The sequence below is a fragment of the Pseudomonas sp. NPDC086112 genome (genome assembly GCF_044746425.1).
GTDB lineage: Bacteria > Pseudomonadota > Gammaproteobacteria > Pseudomonadales > Pseudomonadaceae > Aquipseudomonas.
Map to the genome: position 1 here is coordinate 135,001 of NZ_JBIVCD010000001.1, position 21,196 is coordinate 156,196.

Here is a 21,196-nt window from a genome sequence, read left to right on the forward strand (position 1 = left end):
GCCGCGAGGCTATTTCCCCTTTTTAGTCATCACTGCTTGGTGTTGCTCTCGATGAATTTTTCGTAGTACATCTGAAAATGTTCAATCTGCTGGGCATCAAACCAGGTTTTGATGGACTCCACCATCGGTGGCGGACCGCACAAGTAGATATCGAACGGATTAGCCTCCAATTGCTGGCGGTCGAAGTGTTCTGGAATCCACCCGCTTTTGCCTGCCCATGCCGCGGACGGTTTCGAGACGACGAGGTGGTAGTCGAAGTCCGCGATGCGTTCACGGTAACCGGCCAGCCGCGAGAGTTCACACAAATCGTTGTCTTGCGTAACGCCATAAAACAACTGGATCGGCTGGCCGCAACCTCCTTTTTCCGCAATGTTATCCAGCATCCCGAGGAAAGCCGACAGGCCGGTGCCGCCTGCCACCAGTACCAGTGGTTTGGTCACTTGGCGTAGATAAAAGCTACCCAAAGGTGCCTCGAACTCAATGAGTTGACCGGGCTGGCAATGCTCACGGATGAAGTTACTCATCACTCCATCAGGCAGCAGCCGGATGAGAAACTGAAGCTGGTTAGTGGGGTTCGGGCGGTTGGCGAACGAATAAGAGCGCCACTCACAGGTTCCAGGAACATGCACACGTGCGTACTGTCCCGGAAGAAAATCCAGTTGCTGTTTGTTGGAACACGCATCGATATGAAGGATCGCAGTGGTGGCTGACACTTGATCTACTCCGGTAACAACTGCCTGTAGCAGCTGGGTTCCGCCGCCGTTACACAGCGTCGAATCGAAGTCGAAATAAAACGAGGCGTCCGATTGCACGCGGGTCTGGCAAGAGAGCATTTTGCGTTGGGCCAGATCGTGTTCGGACAATGCCTCTTCATCGACGTAGTCTTGAGTGAATTGACCTGATTCGCAGCGGCCCTGGCAGGTGCCACAGACACCTTCGCGACAATCCAGCGGAATGTTCACACCATTACGCAACGCGGCGTCGAGCAGCAATTCGTTTGGTTTGACCTCAAAGAATGAGGTCTTGCCGTCCGCGAAGCTGAAAGCGACTTTATGGTTCATGACAAGGTGCCCCACAGCTCACAGGTGATAGAAATCAAGCACGGAATTGATCGTGTCATTGAGCAACACGATGTGCTTGCGAGTGATCTTCCAGCTGTCTGCGACCGCTTTAAGGTGGTAGGTCACATGGCCGTAGAACTGCTCGGACAATCCTTGACGCGTATAAAGCGTGACCCAGCCGGCCTTGACTTCAAGCAAGCCTTCATCGAGCTCCTTGATTCGCACGTTGCTGATTTGATGCAGGGTGCGCGGCATCGGGTTTGAAGCCGCTGACTTACCGGTGCGCAGGCGAAATACCCGGTCTTCAAGGCCAGACCGGTTCGAGTAGTAAATCAGCGACATGCTGCGCTTGGGATCGGTGGTGTACACATGCTCCGACTCCCATTGCGGCAGATGGAATTCACTCTGCTCATCAAAGAGGGCGATGTAGGCGTCCCAGTCCTGCTGATCGCATAGCTCGGATTTACGGTAAAGGAACTGCTCGACGGAATGTTGTAGTGCGCTCATTTCACACCTCCTTCAACTTCAGGGCTTTTTGTTCCAGGCCTTGCAGAAGGAAGCGCTGCCAGGAACCGTGCTGATTAATGTAGAGCCCCTCATGGGTGAACTCGGTGCCGGTCAATACCGGGTTGATGCCCAGAACCTCGCTGTTGGGTGTGGGGCCTTCAACCCATTTTTCACTGCCGCGGGATACTTCGTTCCAACGCTCAAGGCGTGCCTGGAATCCACGTTGGGCTTCACGAAACTCCACCAGGTCGTCTGGGGTTCCCATTCCTGAAACGTTGAAGAAGTCCTCGAACTGGCGAATCCGGTTTTCCCGGTCCGCGTCGGACTCACCTTTCACGCCGATGCATTGGCTGGTGATCTCTGTCTTGTTCCAGGCCACCGGGCGCACAATGCGCAGTTGTGAGCTGATTTGATCCATGAAGAACAGGCTTGGGTAAATGTTGAGGTTGCGCAGACGGTGCATCATCCACTCGGCTTGCTGCTGGCCATACTCTTCCACCAGACGCGGCATGACGGTGGCATAACCGGCGCGTACAGTCGGGTTGGGCATATCGCTGAACAAGAGGCTGTGACCATTCTTGAACGAGAACCAGCCGTCGTCGGTTTCGGCATCGCCGGCGCCCAGTTTGCTGTAGTCCAGTGTGTCGGAGCCGCCGCCATTAGCGGCATTGACTTGCTGGCGATGCTGTACCGTGGAGACGTAGTTGTAGTGCACCGTGCTGACGTGATAACCGTCCAGACCGTTTTCGTGCTGCAGTTTCCAGTTGCCGTCGTAGCTATAGGTCGACTTGCCCGGCAGTATCTCCAGTTCGCCAGTGGGGGACTGCGCGACCATCATGTCGAAGAACACTTTGGCATCACCGAGGTAGTCTTCCAGCGAGTCGCTGCCGTTGACGTCCAGACTAATGAAGACGAAGTCCTTGTAGCTTTCGATCCGGGCTTTCTTCAGGCCGCGGGTTGCCTTGTCAAAGCCTTCCGGATACTCCCCTGGTGCCTTGACCTTGACCAGGCGGCCGTCACTTTTGTAACACCAGGCATGGAACGGACAGGTGAAGGTTGACTGGTTACCTTTGCTGACGCGAGTTAGCGTTGCGCCCCGGTGCTGGCAAGCGTTGATTAGCGCGTGGAGCTGATTGTTCCCATCCCGGGTGATGATCATCGGCTGACGACCTGCGCGCATCGTCAGGAAGTCATTGGGATTCGCGATTTCACTTTCGTGGCAAGCGTAGATCCAGTTCTTTTCGAAGATCAGCTCCATCTCCAGGTCGAACAGTTCCGGCTCTGTGAACATGTCACGGGCGATACGGTATATACCTTCCGCCGGCCGGAAATCCAGACAACCCTGAATGTAGTCTTGCCACTGCGCAATGCTTCTAGTGCTGTTCATCAGGTACACCCTTTTTGTAGTTTTAGGCTCAGCCCGATTGAAAGCCTTTCTGTGCAGTGCGGCTATCCGGATTCGAGGCGATATCTGTCCGTTTCTTGGGGGCGAGGATCGATTTGGGTGAGCGCTGCTCAAGCAAGCTTCTTTTCGCGTTTTTTTGATTGTTTTTGCACTATGTGGATAGCGGACTGGTGGGGGCAAAAAGTATGGTTACAACTAATCTGTAACCCTTGTGGTGCTGTGATGAATCTGCAAACTCATGCTCGGGCTGATGCTGAATTTCAAGATATCCATGCGGTACGTCATGACCTGCAGAGTGCGCAGGCCTGGATGGCGAACATTTGTGGCCCCCACGAATTAAAGACCTCTTCTCCTCAACGTCTTCATTTTCAGCATGATGGAAACGTCCTGAAGTCGATGTCTACGGTGATTGGCTATATCGAATACGGTACAGATGTCACTATCGATATTGATGCGTCGGAACTCAACAGCTACAGCATCAGTCTTCCGGTCAGTGGGCAGCAGGAGTTGCGAAAACCAAATGGATTGTTGATGTCCGATAGCAGTAATGGGCTCATTGTTTCGCCCTATGATCAGCAAGAACTTGCCATTGCAGGTAACTGTCGGAAAATTCAGGTTGCGATCAAGTGCGTAGCAATGCGTCAAGTGTTGGAGGAGTTGCTACAGCGACCCGCGCCACAACCGATTGTCTTCGAAACAGGGATAAGTACAGATCAAGGAACTCCCGCGGCATGGTGGCGGCTGGTTAAATTTCTGCTGATGGAACTGGATCAGACGCGAGACCTTTTTGGCCATGTGTCTATTGTCCGTGACATTGAACGGACGTTGATAAAAGGTTTAATCCTGGCGCAGCCAAATAATTACTCAAGTGAACTGGAGGGGATCTCGCAAACACGTTGCCCTGCGTATTTGCTGAAGGCCAAGCAGTTCATGCACGAAAATGCTGGCAGCGAACTGCATCTGGACGATGTCAGTCGGGCGGCTGGCGTATCCCGTTTCAAACTGTCTGAGGACTTCAAGAAGTACTTCGGTATATCTCCCGCTTTGTACTTGAAGCGGTTTCGCCTTGAAGCGGTCAGGCAGGCGCTTTTAGAAGGTGGTTGTAATGAAAACATCACCGCGGTAGCGATGCGGTGGGGGTTTAACCATCTGGGGCGCTTTTCATCAGATTACAAAAAATTGTTTTTGGAAGTGCCATCGAAAACGGTTGAACGAAGTCGCAGTCATTGACCAGGCAGGGCGCCTGTTAGCCGGCGCTTGCATCAAAGTAAAATAAGAGAAAATTGTCATGAAAACAGTTACCCAATTACTGTGTTTAAAGCCCGTGCATAATCAAAAAGTTCACACCATTGCGCCAGATCAAATGGTGTTGGAGGCGATCAGGATTATGGCTGAGCGAAACATCGGTGCTCTACCTGTCGTAGAAAACGGGAAGGTAATCGGTATTGTCAGTGAACGAGACTATGCACGGAAAATGGTACTGCAGGGGCGCTCCTCGGCGGGTACGCCTGTGAGGGATATCATGAGTTCCCCAGTCATAACGGTAGACGCTCGCCAGCGCATTGAAGATTGCATGGGTATTATGACCGATAGCCATCTTCGTCATCTGCCAGTCGTGGAAAACGAAGAATTGCTGGGTTTGCTATCAATTGGTGATCTGGTAAAGGCTGCTATTGCAGAACAGGCCGACCTGATACTGCAATTGGAAAGCTATATCCGCGGGCATTGAAGACGTCGGCGAAACGCTCGACTACATCCCCGACGTGGGGTGGGGGAGGTTAGCCCAAGACAGGGCCGGAATTGAGTTCGCTCCCGCAATAAACCCGAATATTTCAATGGGCCCGCCGCTGGATGTGAGTATCGTTACCTGTTCCAAAAACACAAAAGCGCTGCGGGTGCCGTTTGTTTTGCCTGGTGTTTATGCAAAGTCGAAGCCTTGTAAAACCACTCAATGTAGTCAACGATGCTATTGGCCTTCGTCCCTTGTTTTGTGCCATGGACCCTGTCCCATTTCCTGAATGTTCAGGACTAAAGTTCGCGCACTTTCCCCACAAAAGACCTGATGACAGCAGAACCGACTATCCTTTCGGATAGTGAACGCTGCACTCTTGGCAAAAAGGGACGCCATGCCAGACTATGAACGCGCCATCAGCTCCAGACCCGGCATCACATGCGGTGATCGAACCTGTCTGATCAGGTTCTGGTTACTCAGGCCCTGGCTACTCGCTTCAATTACGGTTTGCTGTCTTTTCACGGCAACTCCCGGATACGCTGTCGAAAACGCCACGGTTACGGTGATTCAAGCGCAGGAAATCGTTTCCAGGGCCACCCTTGAAGCCGTTCGCTGGAGCGGCCCTGAATCCGGCCCGCGCGCCCTGCGGGGCAAGAACATCGCCCTTGTCGCAGAAGATTTGCGTAACGGAGGAATTGTCGGTGTCGCGCAGGGCGCTCGCGAGGCAGCCAAGGCGATGGGCTGGACGCTGAAGATATTCGATGGCGCTGGATCATCGGCCGGGCGCGCAAAGGCCTTTTCCGATGCCCTGGCAGCGAAACCCGACGGCCTCATTCTGTGCGGCTCCGATGCTCTTGAGAACAATGCGGCGCTGATCCTCTTCGCCAACACGGATGTGCCGGTGGTTGGCTGGCACGCCGGGGCACGCCCCGGGCCGATTGACGGCACGCCGGTGGCCATGAACGTCACGACCGACCCGCTCGAAGTGGCTCGCCTCACGGCCATGGCGGCCGTGGCACAGTCAAACGGACGCGCCGGCGTGGTCATCCTGACCGACTCCAAATACAGCATCGCCATGGCGAAAGCCAAGGCCATGGAAAACGTCATTCGGGCCTGTCGGGAATGTACGTTGCTGGAAATGCGCGATGTCGCGATCTCCGAAAGTGGCGAGAAGATGCCGGTGATCACCAAGGAGCTGCTTCAGCGCTATGGCAAGCGCTGGACCCACACGCTGGCCATCAACGATATCTATTTCGACTACTCGATTGCCTCATTGACCAGCGCCGCAATACCCAGTGACGGCATCAGTCTGTTGTCTGCCGGTGATGGCAGCGCTTCGGCTTTCTTGCGCATACAGGCAAAAACCTACCAGACCGTTACCGTGGCCGAGCCGCTCAACCTGCATGGCTGGCAAGTGATGGATGAATTGAACCGGCTGTTTGCAGGTCAGCCGGTGAGCGGCTTCGTAGCGCCGATTCACCTGGTCAATGCCGACAATATCGCCTTCGACGGCGGGAAGAAATTCCAGTACGACCCTGACAATGGCTATCGAGACATCTATCGCCACCAATGGAATCCCTGACATTGGACGTTACTTCCCGGCTCGGACGCCGGCTATTGCCGCAATCGCTACGCGCACAGTTCACACTGGCGTTTCTGACGCTGGCGCTGCTGATCCTGGCGAGTGGTGCAACGGCGGTCTACGCCTTGCGCACGTCAAACAACGGCACCCGCCAGTTGACGGAAGAACGACTGGTCCGCATGCAAAATGGGCAAGACATGCTGCAGCGTACCTTGCTGATCGAACGCCAGACCGATCAGCTTCTGACAACCCGCTCCCCCGACACCTTGCGTTCAAGCTATGCGGCGACCGTCGAACAGCTTGAAGCCCTTGATCAACTGGTGCAGCAGCTGACTGCCGCGAACAGTGGCGTGGCGATACTCGACATGCATCAGTCGAGTCAGATGTTCCGCAATACCGCCAACATCGTTGCGCAGTTGCGAGAAAGCCTGCTGCAAACCGAGGTCACCTTCAAGCAAACCATGGAGGATCACACCGCCCGGTTAACGGCGACCCAGACCCGGGCCAGCCTGGAACTGGCGGTGTTACTTTTCGATCTGCCGCAGGCTGTCGACAGTGATGCCGTGCAACGGCTGCGGATCCGATATGAGCGCCTGTCACGCACCACAGGCAAGCTACCCGACGCTAATGTCGAGATGCCCGATCTCTTCTCCCTGCGCCTGAGGCTCATCAATCAGCACAACGTCATACAGCACTTCAATGAGGAACTGAAGAACGAGGCCGGGGTTCTGGTCGCGGTGGCCCGTGCGCAATCCAGTGCTTACACCGAAGACTATCGCCAAGCCCTGCAGCGCCTGGTCGAGGACTCAAATCGTAGCCAGCAATGGGTGCTGATCATGTTGGGCGCCAGCCTAGTGTTTGCCTGGTTCGTGACCCGGGTCTTCATGGGTCGTCATGTGCTCGTGCGTCTGAATGAAATAAGCCGGCAATTGCGTCAGGAGCGCACTGATAAGACGCATTTGATGATGGCGGAACATGGGAAGGACGAGATCGGCAACATGGCTCGCGCGGTGAATCAATTCCTCAAAGACCGACTTCAGCTGGAAAAAAGAACGGTCCAATTGAGCATTGCCACAGAACGGCTCGCCTTGCAAAACAGCCGATTAGAGCAAGAAGCCGTCATCCGTGCCGGACAAGGTCATGTCCTGGAGCTGATCGCCAGGAGCACCGAGCTTGCAGAAGTCCTCGACAGCCTGGCTCACTTGGTCGAGTCCCAACTGGAGGGGATGATGGTGTCCATCCTGGTACTGGATGAGGATGGCAAACACCTGCTGCACGGGGCTGCGCCCAGTTTGCCGAAAGCCTATAACCAACTCATTGACGGGATTGCGATCGGTCCGAACGTCGGTTCATGCGGCACCGCGGTGTATCGACGAGAACCGGTCATCGTCACGGATATCGAGCTGGATCCGCTGTGGGAGGAGTACCGTTCAGTCGCCGCGCCCTATGGATTTCGCGCGTGCTGGTCGACGCCGATTCTGTCCCATGAACGCAAGGTATTGGGTACGTTTGCCTTGTATTCCAGCACCGTACGCAGCCCCAGCTCGACCGAGACGCGACTGATCAACATGGCGACACCGCTTGCCGGTATTGCGATAGAACGCCAACTGACCGAAAAGCGCATTCGCTATATGGGTGACCATGACGCACTGACCGGGCTGCCGAATCGCACACTGCTCGAAGACCGTCTCAAGCAGGCAATACTTTATGCTCAGCGCTACAACCGCTTGGTGACGGTGGTGTTTCTCGATCTGGACAAATTCAAACTGGTGAATGACAGCCTTGGGCACAGTGCTGGAGACGAACTGCTGAAAACCGTCGCCCAGCGCATGCTGGAGTGTGTACGCCGCACCGACACCGTCGTGCGACTGGGTGGCGACGAGTTTGTGATCATCCTGTTCGACCAGCCCTCAGACCTCGACGGCGTTACTCCCGCCCTGCACAAAATCCAGGAAGCCATCCTGCAACCGATTCAGCTCAGCGGACATACACTCCACGTCACCTGCAGCATGGGATTGGCCACCTATCCCGCCGACGGCAGCGATACCGAGACGTTGCTCAGCAACGCGGACGCCGCCATGTACCGGGCCAAGGAGCTGGGGCGCAACAGTTACCAGTTCTATACGAGCGAGATGAATAACAAGGATCAGGGCAAGCTCGCCATGCAAGACGGGCTTCGAAACGCACTCAACCATGACGAGTTCCTGCTGCTGTACCAGCCACAGGTGGATTTGCAGTCAGGTCAGATTATCGGCGTAGAAGCACTGATCCGCTGGCAGCACCCCGAGCTCGGCATGGTGTCTCCAATCAAATTCATTCCGCAGGCCGAAGAGACCGGCTTGATCGTGCCCATCGGCGACTGGGTGATTCATACCGCGTGCAGACAGAACAAGGCCTGGCAGGATGCGGGCTGGCCGCCGATCACCATGTCGGTGAATATTTCAGCACGCCAGTTCATCGAAAGGGACCTGATCGACCGGGTGAGGCATGCCTTGCAAGAAACCGGACTGGACCCGAGGTACCTTGAGCTGGAGCTGACCGAAAGTCTGATCATGCAAGACCTTCAGCAAGCCATCAGCAAAATGAAGGAACTGCAATCAATGGGGATCAGTCTCTCGATCGACGATTTCGGCACCGGCTACTCCAGCCTCGCAGCATTGAAAAGCTTCCCGATCGCCAGACTCAAGATCGACCAGTCTTTCGTGCGCGATCTGCCCGACAACGAGAACGACAAAGCCATCGCCACCGCAGTGATTTCGTTGGGGCACAAACTGAACCTGAAGGTCATTGCCGAAGGTGTCGAAACCGAAGAGCAGCAAACCTTCCTGCGTGAAAACGGCTGCGATGAAATTCAGGGCCACTTTTTCAGCAGCGCGGTCAGCGCAGAGGAAATAAGTCTGTTACTGCGTAAGCCCCGGCTGCCTCAACCGAGCCGCATTGCGAGCCCTGACTCGCTCAGGCGAAAACGCGTTGTAAAACGCCCAGGCAGTCCAATACCCGGGCGTTAATGACCAGCGTACGGTAAAACGCTCGGCGTGCTTTATGAACCTTCAAGAGCCACTCGGCCAGAGGCCTAAGTTGCCCGCAACGCACCCTGAAGAGCGCTCATCACCATGTCATGCAACAGTTTGCGGCGTGCTCCCTTGCTTGCCTGTGGCTCCGCAACCCAGGCCGGCAGTTGGTTCAGCAGGGAAACGATGCCGCTCAAGGTGGCGCGTCGGGTGGCGTTGGCCGGTGTGCCGGTGAGTTGCTCTATCGTTTCCACCAGATGCTCCTCGTAGCGTCGGCGTAGGCTCAGGATCGAGGCATGCTGTTCGCTGCTCAGGCAATGGAGGTCGTATTCCGCCAGACGGAAATGCGCCCCCATTCGCTCGTGTAGCAGCAGATGCGCCTCAAGCAGGCCTTGCAGTCGTACAGCGGGGGCGGATTTGCGACGAGTCACCAGGCTGGCGCCATGAAGCAACTGTTCGTAGAGTTCCTCGATCAGTTCGAACAGCAGTGCCTCCTTGCTTTCGATGTGGTTGTAAATGGAGCCAGCCTTGATCCCCAGATAGGTGGCCAGGTCGCGCATGCTTACCCGGCTGAAACCACACTTGGCGAACAACTCGAGAGCCTTCTGGCGGGTTTCCAGGTAGCGCGAGTCGATGGCCACCGCCAACAAGGCATTCGATTTGGCGCAACGCGACATGACGGGCTGGGCGTGGGTCATGAAATCAGGCCTCCATTCCGCGAGAGGAAACACAGTGAAGTCCGGACGCGGCAGGCGCGTCCGGCTGGAGGGGGTCAGAGCGCGTAGTGACTCAGTTCGCGGGCGATCACCAGGCGCTGGACCTCGCTGGAGCCTTCGTAGATCTGAGTGATACGCGCGTCGCGGTAGTAACGCTCCACCGGGTAATCCTCCAGATAGCCGTAGCCGCCATGGATCTGAATGGCGCTGGAGCACACGCGTTCGGCCATTTCCGAGGCGAATAGTTTGGCCTGGGAGGCTTCGGACAGACACGGTTGTGCGGCACTTTTCAGGCGCGCCGCATGGAGTATCAGCAGCCGGCTGGCGTTGAGTTGGGTGTGCATGTCGGCGAGCAGGTTGGACACGCTCTGGTGCTCGATGATCGGCTTGCCGAACTGGATGCGTTCGCGGGCATAGCCAAGTGCAGCCTCGAAGGCGGCGCGAGCGATACCCAGGGCTTGGGCGGCGATGCCGATGCGACCGCCCTCGAGGTTGGACAGGGCAATGGCCAGACCTTTGCCGCGTTCACCCAGCAGGTTGGCTTCGGGAATGGTGCAGTTGTTCAAGGTCACCGCGCAGGTATCGGAGGCCTTGATCCCCATCTTGTGTTCGCGTCGGTCGACCACGAATCCGGAGTTGTCAGTGGGGACCAGGAAGGCCGACAGCCCTTTCTTGCCCAACTCCGCATCAGTGACAGCGAAGACAATGGCCAGCCTGGCCCGCTCCCCGTTGCTGACGAACTGCTTGGCACCGTTGAGAATCCACTGACCGTCGCGCAGTTCGGCACGGGTGCGCAGGTTGTGCGCCTCGGAGCCGGCCTGTGGTTCGGTCAGACAGAAACAGCCGATCGCTTGACCACTGACCAGAAGCGGCAGCCAGCTGTCTTGCTGGGCGGGGGTGCCGTATTTGAGTAGCGGGCCGCAGCCCACTGAGTTGTGGATGCTCATCAGCGCGCCGAGGGCACCGTCGCCGGCCGAGATTTCTTCCACGGCCAGAGCGTAGGCCACATAGTCGGTATAACTGCCGCCCCAGGTGTCCGGGACGACCATACCCAGCAGGCCCAGCTCGCCCATCTGCGTCACCACCGCGTCATCGATCCAGCCAGCCTTCTCCCAGGCTTGGGCATGCGGCGCGACTTCACTGCGGGCGAAGTCGCGCGCCATGTCGCGGATCATGCGTTGCTCTTCGGTCAATTCGATATCGTGCATTGTAAAGTCTCCTGCCGATCAGGCGGTGCGTACGGGCTTGCCGGAGGCGCGTTCAAAGTCGTTGAAAAAGGCTTGTACCCGGGCAGGAACCAGCTCTGCCAAGGTGGGTGGGTTCCAGCAAGGGCGCTTGTCCTTGTCGATGATCAGGGCGCGCACACCCTCCATCAGGTCGCCCTTGTCGAACCACTGGTAGTCGAGGTGCAACTCCAGAGCGAAGCACTCAGCCAGGCTCAGGTAACGACCACGACGCAACAACTCAAGCGTCGCAGCCATCGCCAGCGGCGAGCGGCTGTCGAGCAGCTTGACCGTCTGCTCGGCCCAGTCTTGCAGCTCAGGGCGATGTTCGCCCTGCAGCGCGGCGCGAATGGCCGGGACATCGGGCAAGGCGAAATATTCGTCGATTGCCTGGCGATAGGCCTTGAGTTCGGACCCGGCCAGACGCTCGGTGGCCATGTCGCAGAGCAGGTCCTGCAAGTCTTCGGCGGGTGCAGCGGTCCAGATCAAGTGGTCGATTCTGGCATCCAGTTCAGCCAGTCGTTCGCTGGGCAGGTAGTAGTCGGCAAGGTTCGCATAGAGGGCATCGGCGGCACGCACCTGGCAGCCGGTGATGCCCAGATAGGTCCCTAGTTCACCTGGCAAACGCGGCAGGAAATAGCTGCCACCGACATCAGGGAAAAAACCGATGCCGACTTCCGGCATGCCCATCCGCGTGCGCTCGGTGATCACCCTTAGCGAGGCGGCCTGGGCCAGGCCCATGCCGCCGCCGAGGACGAAACCATCGAGCAGTGCCAGCACTGGCTTGGTGTAGCCGTGCAGGTACTCATCCAGGGCGTATTCTTCTTCGAGGAACAGCTCATGCTGGTTGTCGCCGGCCTTGTGACTGTCGTACAGCATGCGGATATCGCCACCGGCGCAGAAGGCCTTTTCGCCAGCACCGCGCAGGGTCACGGCGACAATCTCCGGGTCCTGCTCCCAAGCCCGCAGGTGCCGGCAGAGCAGGCGCACCGTGGGCAGGTCCAGGGTGTTCAACGCATTTGGCCGATTCAGTGTCAGGTGGCCTACGCGGTTACGCACGCTGGCCAGCACTGGGGCTTGCTGCTCGCTCATGCTCAGGCTTCTCCGCGGAACAGTTTGATGATGGCGGAGAAGTCCAGGCCACCGTTACCTTGCAGGCTGAAGGTCTGGTACAGCTGCTGGGCTACAGCACCGAGCGCCACCGGTTGACGCGCATGCCTGGCTGCTTCGGTGGCCAGGCCCAGGTCCTTGAGCATCAGGTTGCTGCCAAAGCCGCCACTGTAACCACGCGAGGCTGGAGCGTTTTCCAGCACGCCTGGGAACGGGTTGTTGATCTCCGAGCTCCAGCAGCGGCCGGTGGAGGTATTGATGACTCCGGCCAGTACCTTGGCGTCCATGCCCAGGGCTACACCCAGGGCCATGGCTTCAGCGACGCCGACCATGGAGATGCCGAGCAGCATGTTGTTGGCGATCTTGGCCACCTGACCGTTGCCTGCTGCGCCGCAGTGCACGATGTTCTTGCCCATGGCCGAGAGGATCGGCAGGGCCTGGTCGAACACGCTGTCCGGGCCACCGACCATAAAGGTCAGGGTGCCTGCCGCCGCACCGCCGGTGCCACCGGATACCGGCGCGTCGAGCATTGGGTTGCCTTGGGCAAGGGCGTATTTGGCCAACTCGCGGGTGCTCAGCGGGTCGATGGTCGAGCTGTCGATCAAGAGCACGCCTTGGCCAATATTGGCCAGCAGGCCATCCTTGCCCCGATAGACCTGCTTCACGTGCTCGGCGGTCGGCAGCATGGTGATGATCACCTCAACCCTGGCCTTGGCCACGGCGGCGGGGGAGTCGGCGGCGCTGGCACCGGCCTCCACCAGGGTGGCGACCGCCTGGGGGAATGGATCGAAAACGGTCAGGCTGTGGCCAGCCTTGAGCAGGTTGCGGGCCATTGGGCCGCCCATGTTGCCGAGGCCGAGAAATCCGATATGCATGATGGCTACCTTTTGCGAGTTGGATTCAGCGGTGCAGGAAATTCGGCACGCGCTTGTCGACGAAGGCTTGCATGCCTTCCTTTTGGTCGTGGCTGGCAAACAGCGAATGGAACAGCCGGCGCTCGAAACGTACGCCTTCAGTGAGGCTGATCTCTTCGGCGCGGTTGACGCATTCCTTGATCATCATGGCTGCTGGCAGCGACTTGCCGGCAATGCCGCGGGCGACTTCCAGGGTTCGTTCCAGCAACTCTGCGACGGGGAAAACACGGGCCACCAGATTGGCGCGCTCAGCTTCCTCGGCGCCGAGTTGGCGACCAGTCAGGCACATCTCCATGGCTTTGGACTTGCCTATGGCGCGGCTCAGGCGCTGGGTGCCACCAATCCCGGGGATCACACCCAGGTTCAGCTCCGGCAGGCCGAAGCGGGCGTTATCGGCGGCATAGATGAAGTCGCACATCAGCGCCAACTCGCAACCGCCACCCAACGCGTAGCCAGCCACTGCGGCAATCATTGGCTTGCGCCGGGCGCCGATGCGGTCGGCGGCGGCAAAGAAATCGTCCAGATAAATCTGCGGATAACCCAGCGCGGCCATCTCTTTGATGTCAGCACCCGCGGCAAAGGCCTTGGTCGATCCGGTGATGACCAGGCAGCCGATTTCAGGGTCGGCCTCCAGGCGATCAAGGGCCTGGTTCAGCTCGGCGATCAATTGGCTGTTCAGCGCGTTGAGCGCCTGTGGCCGGTTGAGGGTGATCTGGCCCACCTGCTGTTGCACATCGACCAGTAAAGTTTGGTATTCCATCTTTCAGCTCCTGACTGGCCGGCGCTTGGCGCCGGCCAGCAAAGGTCATTTCAGGGTGATGGTGGTGTTTACCGCACCGCTGGTGTCGTCTTCGTCGAACCAGCGCTGGGTGACCGTCTTGGTCTGGGTGTAGAAGGTCACCACCTGCTTGCCGTAGGGGCCCAAGTCGCCCAGTTTGGAGGCACGGGAACCAGAGAAGGAAAACAGCGGGACCGGCACCGGGATCGGCACGTTGATGCCCACCTGGCCGACATCGATCTCTTCCTGGAAGTGACGGGCGGCAGCGCCGGAGCGGGTGAACAGGGCCGTACCGTTGCCGTTCGGGTTGGCGTTGATGATCTCGATCGCCTCGCTCAGGCTGGCGGCGTGCATGACGCACAGCACCGGGCCGAAGATCTCTTCGCGGTACACAGACATCTGCGCGGTAACGCCGGAGAAGATAGTCGGGCCGACGAAGTTGCCGTCTTGGTAGCCCGGCACACTCGGGTTGCGCCCATCCAGTTCGAGCCTGGCGCCTTCTTCGATGCCGCTGGCGATCAGACCGTTGACGCGCTCCAGGGCGGCGCAGGAAATCACCGGGCCGATGTCGGTGCCCGGCTCGGTGCCGCCATTGATCTTGAGGGTCTTGGTTCGCTCGATCAGGTCTGGCAACCAGGCCTGTGCTTCACCGACCAGGATCACCACTGGCAGAGCCATGCAGCGCTGGCCCGCAGCGCCAAAGGAAGCACCCAGCAGGTTGTTCAGGGTCTGCTGTTTGTTGGCATCGGGCAGGACGATGGCATGGTTCTTTGCGCCCATCATGCACTGCGCACGCTTGCCATTCTGGGTAGCGCGGTTATAGACGTGGGTGCCGACCTTGGTCGAGCCGACAAAGGACACGGCTTTGATGTCCGGGTGGTCGCAGATCAAGTTCACCGCGTCGACGCCGCCGTGGATGACGTTGAGCACACCCTTGGGTACACCGGCCTCCAGCGCCAGTTCCACCAAGCGCATGGTCACCAGCGGATCCTGCTCGGACGGCTTGAGGATGAAGGTGTTGCCGGTGGCAATGGCCATCGGGAACATCCACAGGGGGATCATCGCCGGGAAGTTGAACGGGGTGATGCCGGCGCACACGCCCAGCGGCTGCATCAGGGTGTAGGTGTCGACGCCGTTGGCCACGTTGTTGGCCAGTTCACCCATCTGCAGATTGCCGATGGCGGTTGCGTGCTCAACGACCTCTAGCCCGCGGAACACATCACCTTCTGCATCCGGCAGGGTTTTGCCCTGTTCGGCGGTGAGCAGAGCGGCCAGTTCCTTGATGTTCTCGCGGATCAGTTGCTGGTATTTGAAGAAGATCCGGGAGCGGACGCCAATCGGCGTTTTGCGCCAGGTCTTGAAGGCTTCCTTGGCGCTGGCCACGGCGGCGTTCATTTCTTCGGCGGTGGCGAAGGGGACGCGGGCCAGGACTTCCTGGGTAGCCGGGTTGATCACGTCGCGCCATTGGGTGCTGCGCGATTCGACGAATTCGCCGTTGATAAGAAGCTTGACGCTAGGAATGCTGGAGGAGGTCATTTTCGGGTCCTGTCTACTTTCTTTGAGTCGAGTGAGGCCCCTCGGCCTGATTGGCCGAGCGGTCGCGTTTGAATTCAGAATGGCCGGCTTACCGGCCCGGGTTCAGCCCTTGAGTTGCGGGAAGTCTTCTTCGAAGTATTCCTGGGGGCCTCGTGCGTCGCCCTGGCGACGCTGCACTTCCATTTGCCGCAATTCCACCCGGCGAATCTTCCCGGAGATGGTCTTGGGCAGTTCGCTGACGAATTCGATACGTCGCACCCGCTTGTAGGGCGCCAAATGCTCGCGGGCGAAGGCGAGGATGTCGGCGGCGAGTTCGTAGCTGCCCGGTGCGTCATGGGCCAGGATCAGATAGGCCTTGGGCACTGCCAGGCGCACCGGATCAGGGCTCGGCACCACGGCCACTTCCATCACCGCCGGGTGTTCGATCAGCGCGCTTTCCAGCTCGAAGGGACTGATGCGGTAGTCGGAGGCTTTGAACACATCGTCGGCGCGGCCGACAAAGGTGACATAGCCGTCCTCGTCGATCTGCGCGGTGTCGCCGGTGCGGTAGTAACCGTCGCGCATCACTTCGGCGGTTTTTTCCGGGCTGTCCTCGTAGCACAACATCAGACCGAGTGGTCGCACATCCAGCGGCAGGGCTACTTCACCCTCATTGCCGGGTATGCCATCGGGGTCAAGCATGGTCACTCGGTAGCCCGGCAGCGGACGGCCCATGGAGCCGGGTTTGAGCAGTTGGCCGGGTGTATTGCCGACCAGGGCGGTGGTTTCCGACTGGCCGAAGCCGTCGCGCAGTGGCAAGTCCCAGGCATGCAGAATCTGCTCGATAATCTCCGGATTGAGCGGTTCACCGGCGCCCACCAGTTCACGCAGTTTCAAGCGCTCCTTGTAACTGGCCAGGTCTTCCTGGATCAGCATGCGCCAGACGGTGGGTGGGGCGCACAGGCTGGTGACGCCGTAGCGCTCCAGCGCGCCGAGCAGAGCCGTGGCGCTGAAGCGCGCGACATTGTGGATGAAGATGCAGGCGCCGGCGTTCCATGGTGCGAAGAGGCAGCTCCACGCATGCTTGGCCCAACCCGGTGATGAGATGTTCAAGTGCAGGTCACCCGGCTGCAGGCCGATCCAGTACATGGTCGACAGGTGGCCGACCGGGTAGCTCTGATGACTGTGCAGTACCATCTTCGGTTTGGAGGTGGTGCCGGAGGTGAAGTACAGCAGCATCGGGTCAGTGGCCAGGGTGAGGCCCTCGACTTCGAACTGCTCGGAATATTCGCTGGCTGCGCTGTGCGAGGTCCAGTCGGCGGGGCCCGGGCCGACGCATATGCGGCTGCAGCCTTCACCCAGGCCGACGAACTTGTCGACGTGGGCGCCGCCGACCACAAGGTGGCGAACCTGGCCGCGCTCGATGCGGTCGCGCAGGTCATCCGGGGTCAACAGGGCGGTGGCGGGAATGACCACGGCGCCGATTTTGAAGGCGGCCAGCATGGTTTCCCACAGGGCGACGTCGTTGCCGAGCATCAGCAGGATGCGTTCGCCACGGCGCACGCCAAGGGCACGCAAGTGGTTGGCCACCTGGTTGGAGCGCGAGGCCAGTTGCTGGAAGCTGTAGCGCTGTTCGCTGCCGTCTTCTTCGACGATCCACAAGGCGTTGGCGTGATTGCCCTGCGCCATGGCATCGAAGTAATCCAGCGCCCAATTGAACTCGCTCAGTTGCGGCCAGCGGAAGTCACGCACCGCGGTGGCGTAATCGGTACGGTGGGAAAGCAGGAAGTCGCGAGCGGCAAGGAAGGGTTGGCTGTTGGTATTCATTGTTCTCTCCATCAATCAAGGTGTCGATCGGCGCGGGTGGCGAGTACGAAGCAGTCAAGCGGCGAAGGTGGTATCGCTGCGAGCTGCGGGACGTACGGGACAGGTGCGCAGACCTGATGATGGGGAGACGGCCAGCAAGAATGGTTTCACGGTGGGTTCCCTTGTTTATTTTTATCGGGATTGATCTGATTAGTGACCAGATTTGAATCGAGTATATGCATGCATAAAACAAATATGAATGGCTAAAAAAGCCAGTGTGTTGTGCAAAAATGCATGGGGCTGTTTGGCCCATGACGCGGCAGAACCGCAAGGCGAATGCCACTCACACCGCCAGGCGCTGGGAGTAGCATTCGGCTCGCGTGCGTATTTACCAGAGCTTCAGGGTGTAGCTGACGATCAGGCGGTTTTCATCCAGGTCGCTGCCGAAGTTGGTCGAGCGAACTGTCGCGTTACGCCATTTCACCCCGACATTCTTCAATGGCCCGCTCTGCACCACATAACCAATGTCGGTATCACGTTCCCATTCCTTGCCTTCCGGGCGGTTGCCACCCAGATAGATGTTGTCACCGGTGAGATAGCGGGTCATGAAGGTCAGGCCCGGAATGCCGATGGCCGCAAAGTTGTAGTCGTAACGCGCCTGCCAGGATTTTTCATCCTTGCTGGCGAAGTCGCCGATCTGCACGAAGTTCACCAAAAAGGCATCGGTGCCGTTGACGTAGGCGTAGCCGGTGTCGCCGCTCATGCCTTGATAACCCAGGCCCAACGCATGCCCGCCGAGGTTGTAGGTGAACATCGCGCCAATCGCATTGTTATCGACATTGCTGCCGCCATCATCCGTGGAGCGGGCGAAGCGCAAGTCCGTCTTCAGCGACTGGCCCGTCGTCACCGGCAACACGTAGGTCAGGTTGACCAGGTGCTGACTGTAGAAGTTGTCGAGGTGACCGTAGCTGTAGCCGGTGGCGAGGTTGCTGGTCCATTTGTAGTTCAGGCTGGCGAAATCGAAACTGTCGCTGTCGAGATGACGTGTGGTGATGCCCTTGGCGCCGGTGCGGGTGATGCCCATGTCCTCGTAATCCGAGGAGTCGCGCTGATTGACCTGCGTCAGTCGCCCGGCATCCACGGTGAGGCCTTCGAGTTCCAGCGAGGTCAACTGGCCGCCCTTGAAGGTTTGCGGCAACAGCCGTGAATCGTTGGCCAATAACGTGGGCAGTTTCGGCAGCAGCGTGCCCAGTTTCAGTGTGCTTTTGGAGGCACGCATTTTGGCGGTCAGGCCCAGTTCGCCGTACTCGTCCTGAGCACCTTTGCTCGTGTCGCGGTGGCGTTTGAGCAGGCCGGAGCCTGCGCGATCAGGGCTGGAATCGAGCTTGACGCCAACCAGGCCGATGGCATCGAAGCCGACACCAATTAGCCCTTCGGTGAATCCCGATTCGTAGCGCAGCAGAAAACCTTGCGCCCATTCCTCTTGCTTGGATTGGGCGGCATTGGCTTGGCGATAGTCACGGTTGAAATAGAAGTTGCGTAACTCAAGGTTGGCTGTGCTGTCTGCGAAGAAGTCGGCGTGAGCTTGTGCTGCGAGGCCGCTGCCGGCCAGGAACAGGGTAAGGGTGGTCGGTTTCATTGGATGCCTTTTGTTGTTTTTGTTGTCGACGAGCCGCTCCCGCGCCATTTGGAGTTGGCGAGGGAGGGGCGCTTTTTGGGTGTCCTGCGCCGAGCGGCGCAGGTCGGGCGTAAAAAAGCGCGAAGCAAAGGAGCGGACTCGCGCTAGGGGCATCAGCCCCGGAAAAAGCAGCGTCAGTGACTGCTGGCCATGGAAGCTCCAAGGCCGGTCTGGGCACGGACGAATTGGTCGGCATAGGCGGCGCGCTCGCGGTCGGCGCGCTCGCTGCGGTCAAGCCTGGAAGCGACCACGATGACCAGGAAGGCCAGGGGCATCGAGAACAGCGCCGGCTGGTCGTAAGGGAAGAGCGCCTGGGCATGCCCCAGTACACCGACCCACACCGACGGCGAGCAGATCACCAGGGCCAGTGCGCTGATCAGGCCGGTCAGGCCGCCATAGAGGGCGCCGCGGGTGGTCAGGCCGCCCCAGTACATGGACATGATCAGTACCGGGAAATTCGCCGAGGCGGCGATGCCGAACGTCAGGCCGACCAGGAAGGCGATGTTCTGGCCCTCGAACAGAATGCCAAGGGAAATCGCAACGATGCCCAGGCAGACGGTGGCAATGCGCGACACGCGCATTTCCTTTTTCTCGTCGGCGCGGCCCTTCTTCAATACCGAAGCATAAAGGTCATGGGAGATGGCCGAGGCACCGGCCAGGGCCAGACCGGACACGACGGCGAGAATGGTGGCGAAAGCCACGGCGGAGAGGAAACCGAGAAACAGGTTGCCGCCCACCGCCTTGGCCAAGTGCATGGCTACCATGTTGCTGCCGCCGATCATGGTCCCGCCCAGCTTACCGTCGACGTAGTACTGTGGGTCCGTGCCGACGATGACGATGGCGGTGTAACCCAGGACGCAGACCACCAGGAAAAAGAAGCCGATGAACATCGTGGCAAATAGCACCGATTTACGCGCTTCCTTGGCATTGGGCACCGTAAAGAAACGCATCAGGATGTGCGGCAGGCCGGCGATACCGAACACCAGGCCAAGGGACAGCGACACGGCATTGATCGGGTCGGCCAGCAAGGTGCCCGGCCCCATGATCTGCACACCGCTGGCATGCACCGACACAGCCTGGGCGGCCAGCGTTTCGAAGCTGAAGTCGAAGCGGCTCAGGGCCATAAGCACCAGGGTGGTGCCGCCCGCCAGGAGCAGGACCGCCTTGGTGATCTGTACCCATGTGGTGGCGAGCATGCCGCCGAAGATCACGTAGACCAACATCAACACGCCGACTACCACCACCGCCGTGCGGTAGTCGAGACCGAACAACAGTTTGATCAGTTGACCGGCGCCGACCATTTGCACCACCAGATAGCAGCACACCACGGTCAGCGATCCGAGGGCGGCAAAGCTGCGTACGCGGGTTTGATCGAGGCGGTAGGAGACGATGTCGGCGAAGGTGTAGCGCCCCAGGTTGCGCAAGCGCTCGGCCATCAGGAAGGTGACGATAGGCCAGCCAACAAAGAAGCCAATGATGTAGACGAAGCCGTCGTAACCCTTGGCGAATACCATGCTCGACAGGCCCAGCAGAGTTGCTGCCGACATATAGTCCCCAGCGATTGCCAAGCCATTCTGAAATCCCGTGATACCGCCGCCTGCGCTGTAGAAATCGGCGGCTGAGCGGGTGCGTCGTGCAGCCCACCAGGTGATCAGCAGGGTGGCGAGGACAAAGACGAAAAACATGCCGATGGCGTGCAGGTTGAGCGGTTGCTTCTGCGCGATGATAGGCTCGGCATGGGCCAGCACAGGGCTGAGGGCGAGAAGGGCGGACAGGCGTTTCATGCGCGGGACTCCTGGAGGATCTGCGAGCTGAGCACGTCGAAGTGGGTGTTGGCTCTGTGCACGTACCAGGCGGTAAGTAGCCAGGACAACAGGATGATCGTCACGCCGATTGGCATGCCAAGACTGAGGTGGCTGCCGTCGTACAGCGGCAGGTGCAGCCAGGCAGGGACAAAAGCCACCACCATGATGAAACTATAATAAATAGCCAGAACCACGACGCTCAATGACCAGGCCATCAGCGCGCGCTGGCGGGTGAGGTGTTTGAACTTGGGATTGGCCCTGACCTGTGTGTAGGTCAGGGTGTGGTTCGGATGGTCAGTCGTCATAGTGAGGCTCCGAGTGTGTTTTTTGTTGTTGTTTCCGCCTTTTCAGAG

Annotated in this window: 17 protein-coding genes; 4 read left to right on the forward strand and 13 right to left on the reverse strand. The window is 58.8% G+C overall.

The window, feature by feature from the left end; genetic code table 11:
• Nucleotides 1–29: 29 nt before the first annotated feature.
• The 3 genes from antC to antA are packed head-to-tail and all read right to left on the reverse strand — an operon-like array spanning nt 30 to nt 2,955.
• Nucleotides 30–1,061 carry an anthranilate 1,2-dioxygenase electron transfer component AntC gene (gene antC, locus ACIPLA_RS00595; RefSeq protein WP_401170552.1) on the reverse strand — a complete coding sequence of 344 codons (1,032 nt, stop codon included), beginning with the start codon at nt 1,059–1,061 and terminating at the stop codon, nt 30–32.
• 18 nt (nt 1,062–1,079) lie between these two features.
• A complete protein-coding gene (gene antB / locus ACIPLA_RS00600) occupies nt 1,080–1,568 on the reverse strand; it encodes an anthranilate 1,2-dioxygenase small subunit (RefSeq protein WP_183681524.1) in 489 nt (162 codons plus the stop codon).
• Nucleotide 1,569: 1 nt separating this feature from the next.
• Nucleotides 1,570–2,955: an anthranilate 1,2-dioxygenase large subunit gene (gene antA, locus ACIPLA_RS00605; protein ID WP_401170555.1), complete on the reverse strand. Its 1,386-nt coding sequence runs from the start codon at nt 2,953–2,955 to the stop codon at nt 1,570–1,572.
• A gap of 240 nt (nt 2,956–3,195) precedes the next feature.
• Between antA and ACIPLA_RS00610 the strand changes: the two genes are divergently transcribed.
• The 4 genes from ACIPLA_RS00610 to ACIPLA_RS00625 all read left to right on the forward strand — a co-directional run bounded on the left by ACIPLA_RS00610 (nt 3,196) and on the right by ACIPLA_RS00625 (nt 9,295).
• On the forward strand, nt 3,196–4,203 hold the full coding sequence (locus ACIPLA_RS00610; RefSeq protein ID WP_401170558.1) for an AraC family transcriptional regulator: 1,008 nt from the start codon (nt 3,196–3,198) through the stop codon (nt 4,201–4,203).
• Between the two features lie 58 nt (nt 4,204–4,261).
• Nucleotides 4,262–4,702, forward strand: coding sequence for a CBS domain-containing protein (locus ACIPLA_RS00615; RefSeq protein WP_401170561.1), 441 nt, complete (start codon nt 4,262–4,264; stop codon nt 4,700–4,702).
• A gap of 565 nt (nt 4,703–5,267) precedes the next feature.
• Nucleotides 5,268–6,287, forward strand: coding sequence for a substrate-binding domain-containing protein (locus ACIPLA_RS00620; RefSeq protein WP_401170980.1), 1,020 nt, complete (start codon nt 5,268–5,270; stop codon nt 6,285–6,287).
• A complete protein-coding gene (locus tag ACIPLA_RS00625) occupies nt 6,275–9,295 on the forward strand; it encodes an EAL domain-containing protein (RefSeq protein WP_401170564.1) in 3,021 nt (1,006 codons plus the stop codon). Before ACIPLA_RS00620 ends, ACIPLA_RS00625 begins: the two co-directional genes overlap by 13 nt.
• Before the next feature lie 65 nt (nt 9,296–9,360).
• Here the strand turns inward: ACIPLA_RS00625 and ACIPLA_RS00630 are convergent, their stop codons facing one another.
• The 10 genes from ACIPLA_RS00630 to ACIPLA_RS00675 form a co-directional block, all read right to left on the reverse strand.
• Nucleotides 9,361–9,996: a TetR/AcrR family transcriptional regulator gene (locus ACIPLA_RS00630; protein WP_192343046.1), complete on the reverse strand. Its 636-nt coding sequence runs from the start codon at nt 9,994–9,996 to the stop codon at nt 9,361–9,363.
• A 74-nt stretch (nt 9,997–10,070) separates the two neighbouring features.
• Nucleotides 10,071–11,222 (reverse strand): acyl-CoA dehydrogenase family protein, encoded by a 1,152-nt coding sequence (locus tag ACIPLA_RS00635; RefSeq protein ID WP_218394852.1) that lies wholly within the window; start codon nt 11,220–11,222, stop codon nt 10,071–10,073.
• Nucleotides 11,223–11,240: 18 nt separating this feature from the next.
• The gene (locus ACIPLA_RS00640) at nt 11,241–12,329 is read right to left on the reverse strand and encodes an enoyl-CoA hydratase/isomerase family protein (protein ID WP_401170567.1); all 1,089 of its coding nucleotides are present in this window, start codon (nt 12,327–12,329) and stop codon (nt 11,241–11,243) included.
• A 2-nt stretch (nt 12,330–12,331) separates the two neighbouring features.
• Nucleotides 12,332–13,222, reverse strand: coding sequence for a 3-hydroxyisobutyrate dehydrogenase (gene mmsB / locus ACIPLA_RS00645; RefSeq protein ID WP_401170569.1), 891 nt, complete (start codon nt 13,220–13,222; stop codon nt 12,332–12,334).
• 25 nt (nt 13,223–13,247) lie between these two features.
• Nucleotides 13,248–14,021 carry an enoyl-CoA hydratase gene (locus ACIPLA_RS00650; protein ID WP_401170571.1) on the reverse strand — a complete coding sequence of 258 codons (774 nt, stop codon included), beginning with the start codon at nt 14,019–14,021 and terminating at the stop codon, nt 13,248–13,250.
• 45 nt (nt 14,022–14,066) lie between these two features.
• Nucleotides 14,067–15,575, reverse strand: coding sequence for a CoA-acylating methylmalonate-semialdehyde dehydrogenase (locus ACIPLA_RS00655; protein ID WP_192343051.1), 1,509 nt, complete (start codon nt 15,573–15,575; stop codon nt 14,067–14,069).
• A 102-nt stretch (nt 15,576–15,677) separates the two neighbouring features.
• Entirely contained in the window at nt 15,678–17,381 is a 1,704-nt protein-coding gene (locus ACIPLA_RS00660) for an AMP-binding protein (RefSeq protein WP_192343052.1), read from the reverse strand.
• 367 nt (nt 17,382–17,748) lie between these two features.
• Nucleotides 17,749–18,999 (reverse strand): OprD family porin, encoded by a 1,251-nt coding sequence (locus ACIPLA_RS00665; RefSeq protein WP_401170574.1) that lies wholly within the window; start codon nt 18,997–18,999, stop codon nt 17,749–17,751.
• A 173-nt stretch (nt 19,000–19,172) separates the two neighbouring features.
• Nucleotides 19,173–20,822, reverse strand: coding sequence for a cation acetate symporter (locus tag ACIPLA_RS00670; RefSeq protein WP_192343054.1), 1,650 nt, complete (start codon nt 20,820–20,822; stop codon nt 19,173–19,175).
• Entirely contained in the window at nt 20,819–21,148 is a 330-nt protein-coding gene (locus ACIPLA_RS00675) for a DUF485 domain-containing protein (protein WP_401170577.1), read from the reverse strand. Before ACIPLA_RS00675 ends, ACIPLA_RS00670 begins: the two co-directional genes overlap by 4 nt.
• Between the last annotated feature and the right edge of the window lie 48 nt (nt 21,149–21,196).

Coding starts and splice junctions, on each gene's coding strand:
- ACIPLA_RS00640 (WP_401170567.1), bottom strand. CDS start 12,329: ATGAGCGAGCAGCAAGCCCCAGTGCTGGCCAGCGTGCGTAACCGCGTA.
- ACIPLA_RS00625 (WP_401170564.1), top strand. CDS start 6,275: ATGGAATCCCTGACATTGGACGTTACTTCCCGGCTCGGACGCCGGCTA.
- ACIPLA_RS00660 (WP_192343052.1), bottom strand. CDS start 17,381: ATGAATACCAACAGCCAACCCTTCCTTGCCGCTCGCGACTTCCTGCTT.
- ACIPLA_RS00675 (WP_401170577.1), bottom strand. CDS start 21,148: ATGACGACTGACCATCCGAACCACACCCTGACCTACACACAGGTCAGG.
- antA (WP_401170555.1), bottom strand. CDS start 2,955: ATGAACAGCACTAGAAGCATTGCGCAGTGGCAAGACTACATTCAGGGT.
- ACIPLA_RS00670 (WP_192343054.1), bottom strand. CDS start 20,822: ATGAAACGCCTGTCCGCCCTTCTCGCCCTCAGCCCTGTGCTGGCCCAT.
- ACIPLA_RS00630 (WP_192343046.1), bottom strand. CDS start 9,996: ATGACCCACGCCCAGCCCGTCATGTCGCGTTGCGCCAAATCGAATGCC.
- ACIPLA_RS00665 (WP_401170574.1), bottom strand. CDS start 18,999: ATGAAACCGACCACCCTTACCCTGTTCCTGGCCGGCAGCGGCCTCGCA.
- ACIPLA_RS00610 (WP_401170558.1), top strand. CDS start 3,196: ATGAATCTGCAAACTCATGCTCGGGCTGATGCTGAATTTCAAGATATC.
- antB (WP_183681524.1), bottom strand. CDS start 1,568: ATGAGCGCACTACAACATTCCGTCGAGCAGTTCCTTTACCGTAAATCC.
- ACIPLA_RS00635 (WP_218394852.1), bottom strand. CDS start 11,222: ATGCACGATATCGAATTGACCGAAGAGCAACGCATGATCCGCGACATG.
- ACIPLA_RS00655 (WP_192343051.1), bottom strand. CDS start 15,575: ATGACCTCCTCCAGCATTCCTAGCGTCAAGCTTCTTATCAACGGCGAA.
- antC (WP_401170552.1), bottom strand. CDS start 1,061: ATGAACCATAAAGTCGCTTTCAGCTTCGCGGACGGCAAGACCTCATTC.
- ACIPLA_RS00650 (WP_401170571.1), bottom strand. CDS start 14,021: ATGGAATACCAAACTTTACTGGTCGATGTGCAACAGCAGGTGGGCCAG.
- mmsB (WP_401170569.1), bottom strand. CDS start 13,222: ATGCATATCGGATTTCTCGGCCTCGGCAACATGGGCGGCCCAATGGCC.
- ACIPLA_RS00615 (WP_401170561.1), top strand. CDS start 4,262: ATGAAAACAGTTACCCAATTACTGTGTTTAAAGCCCGTGCATAATCAA.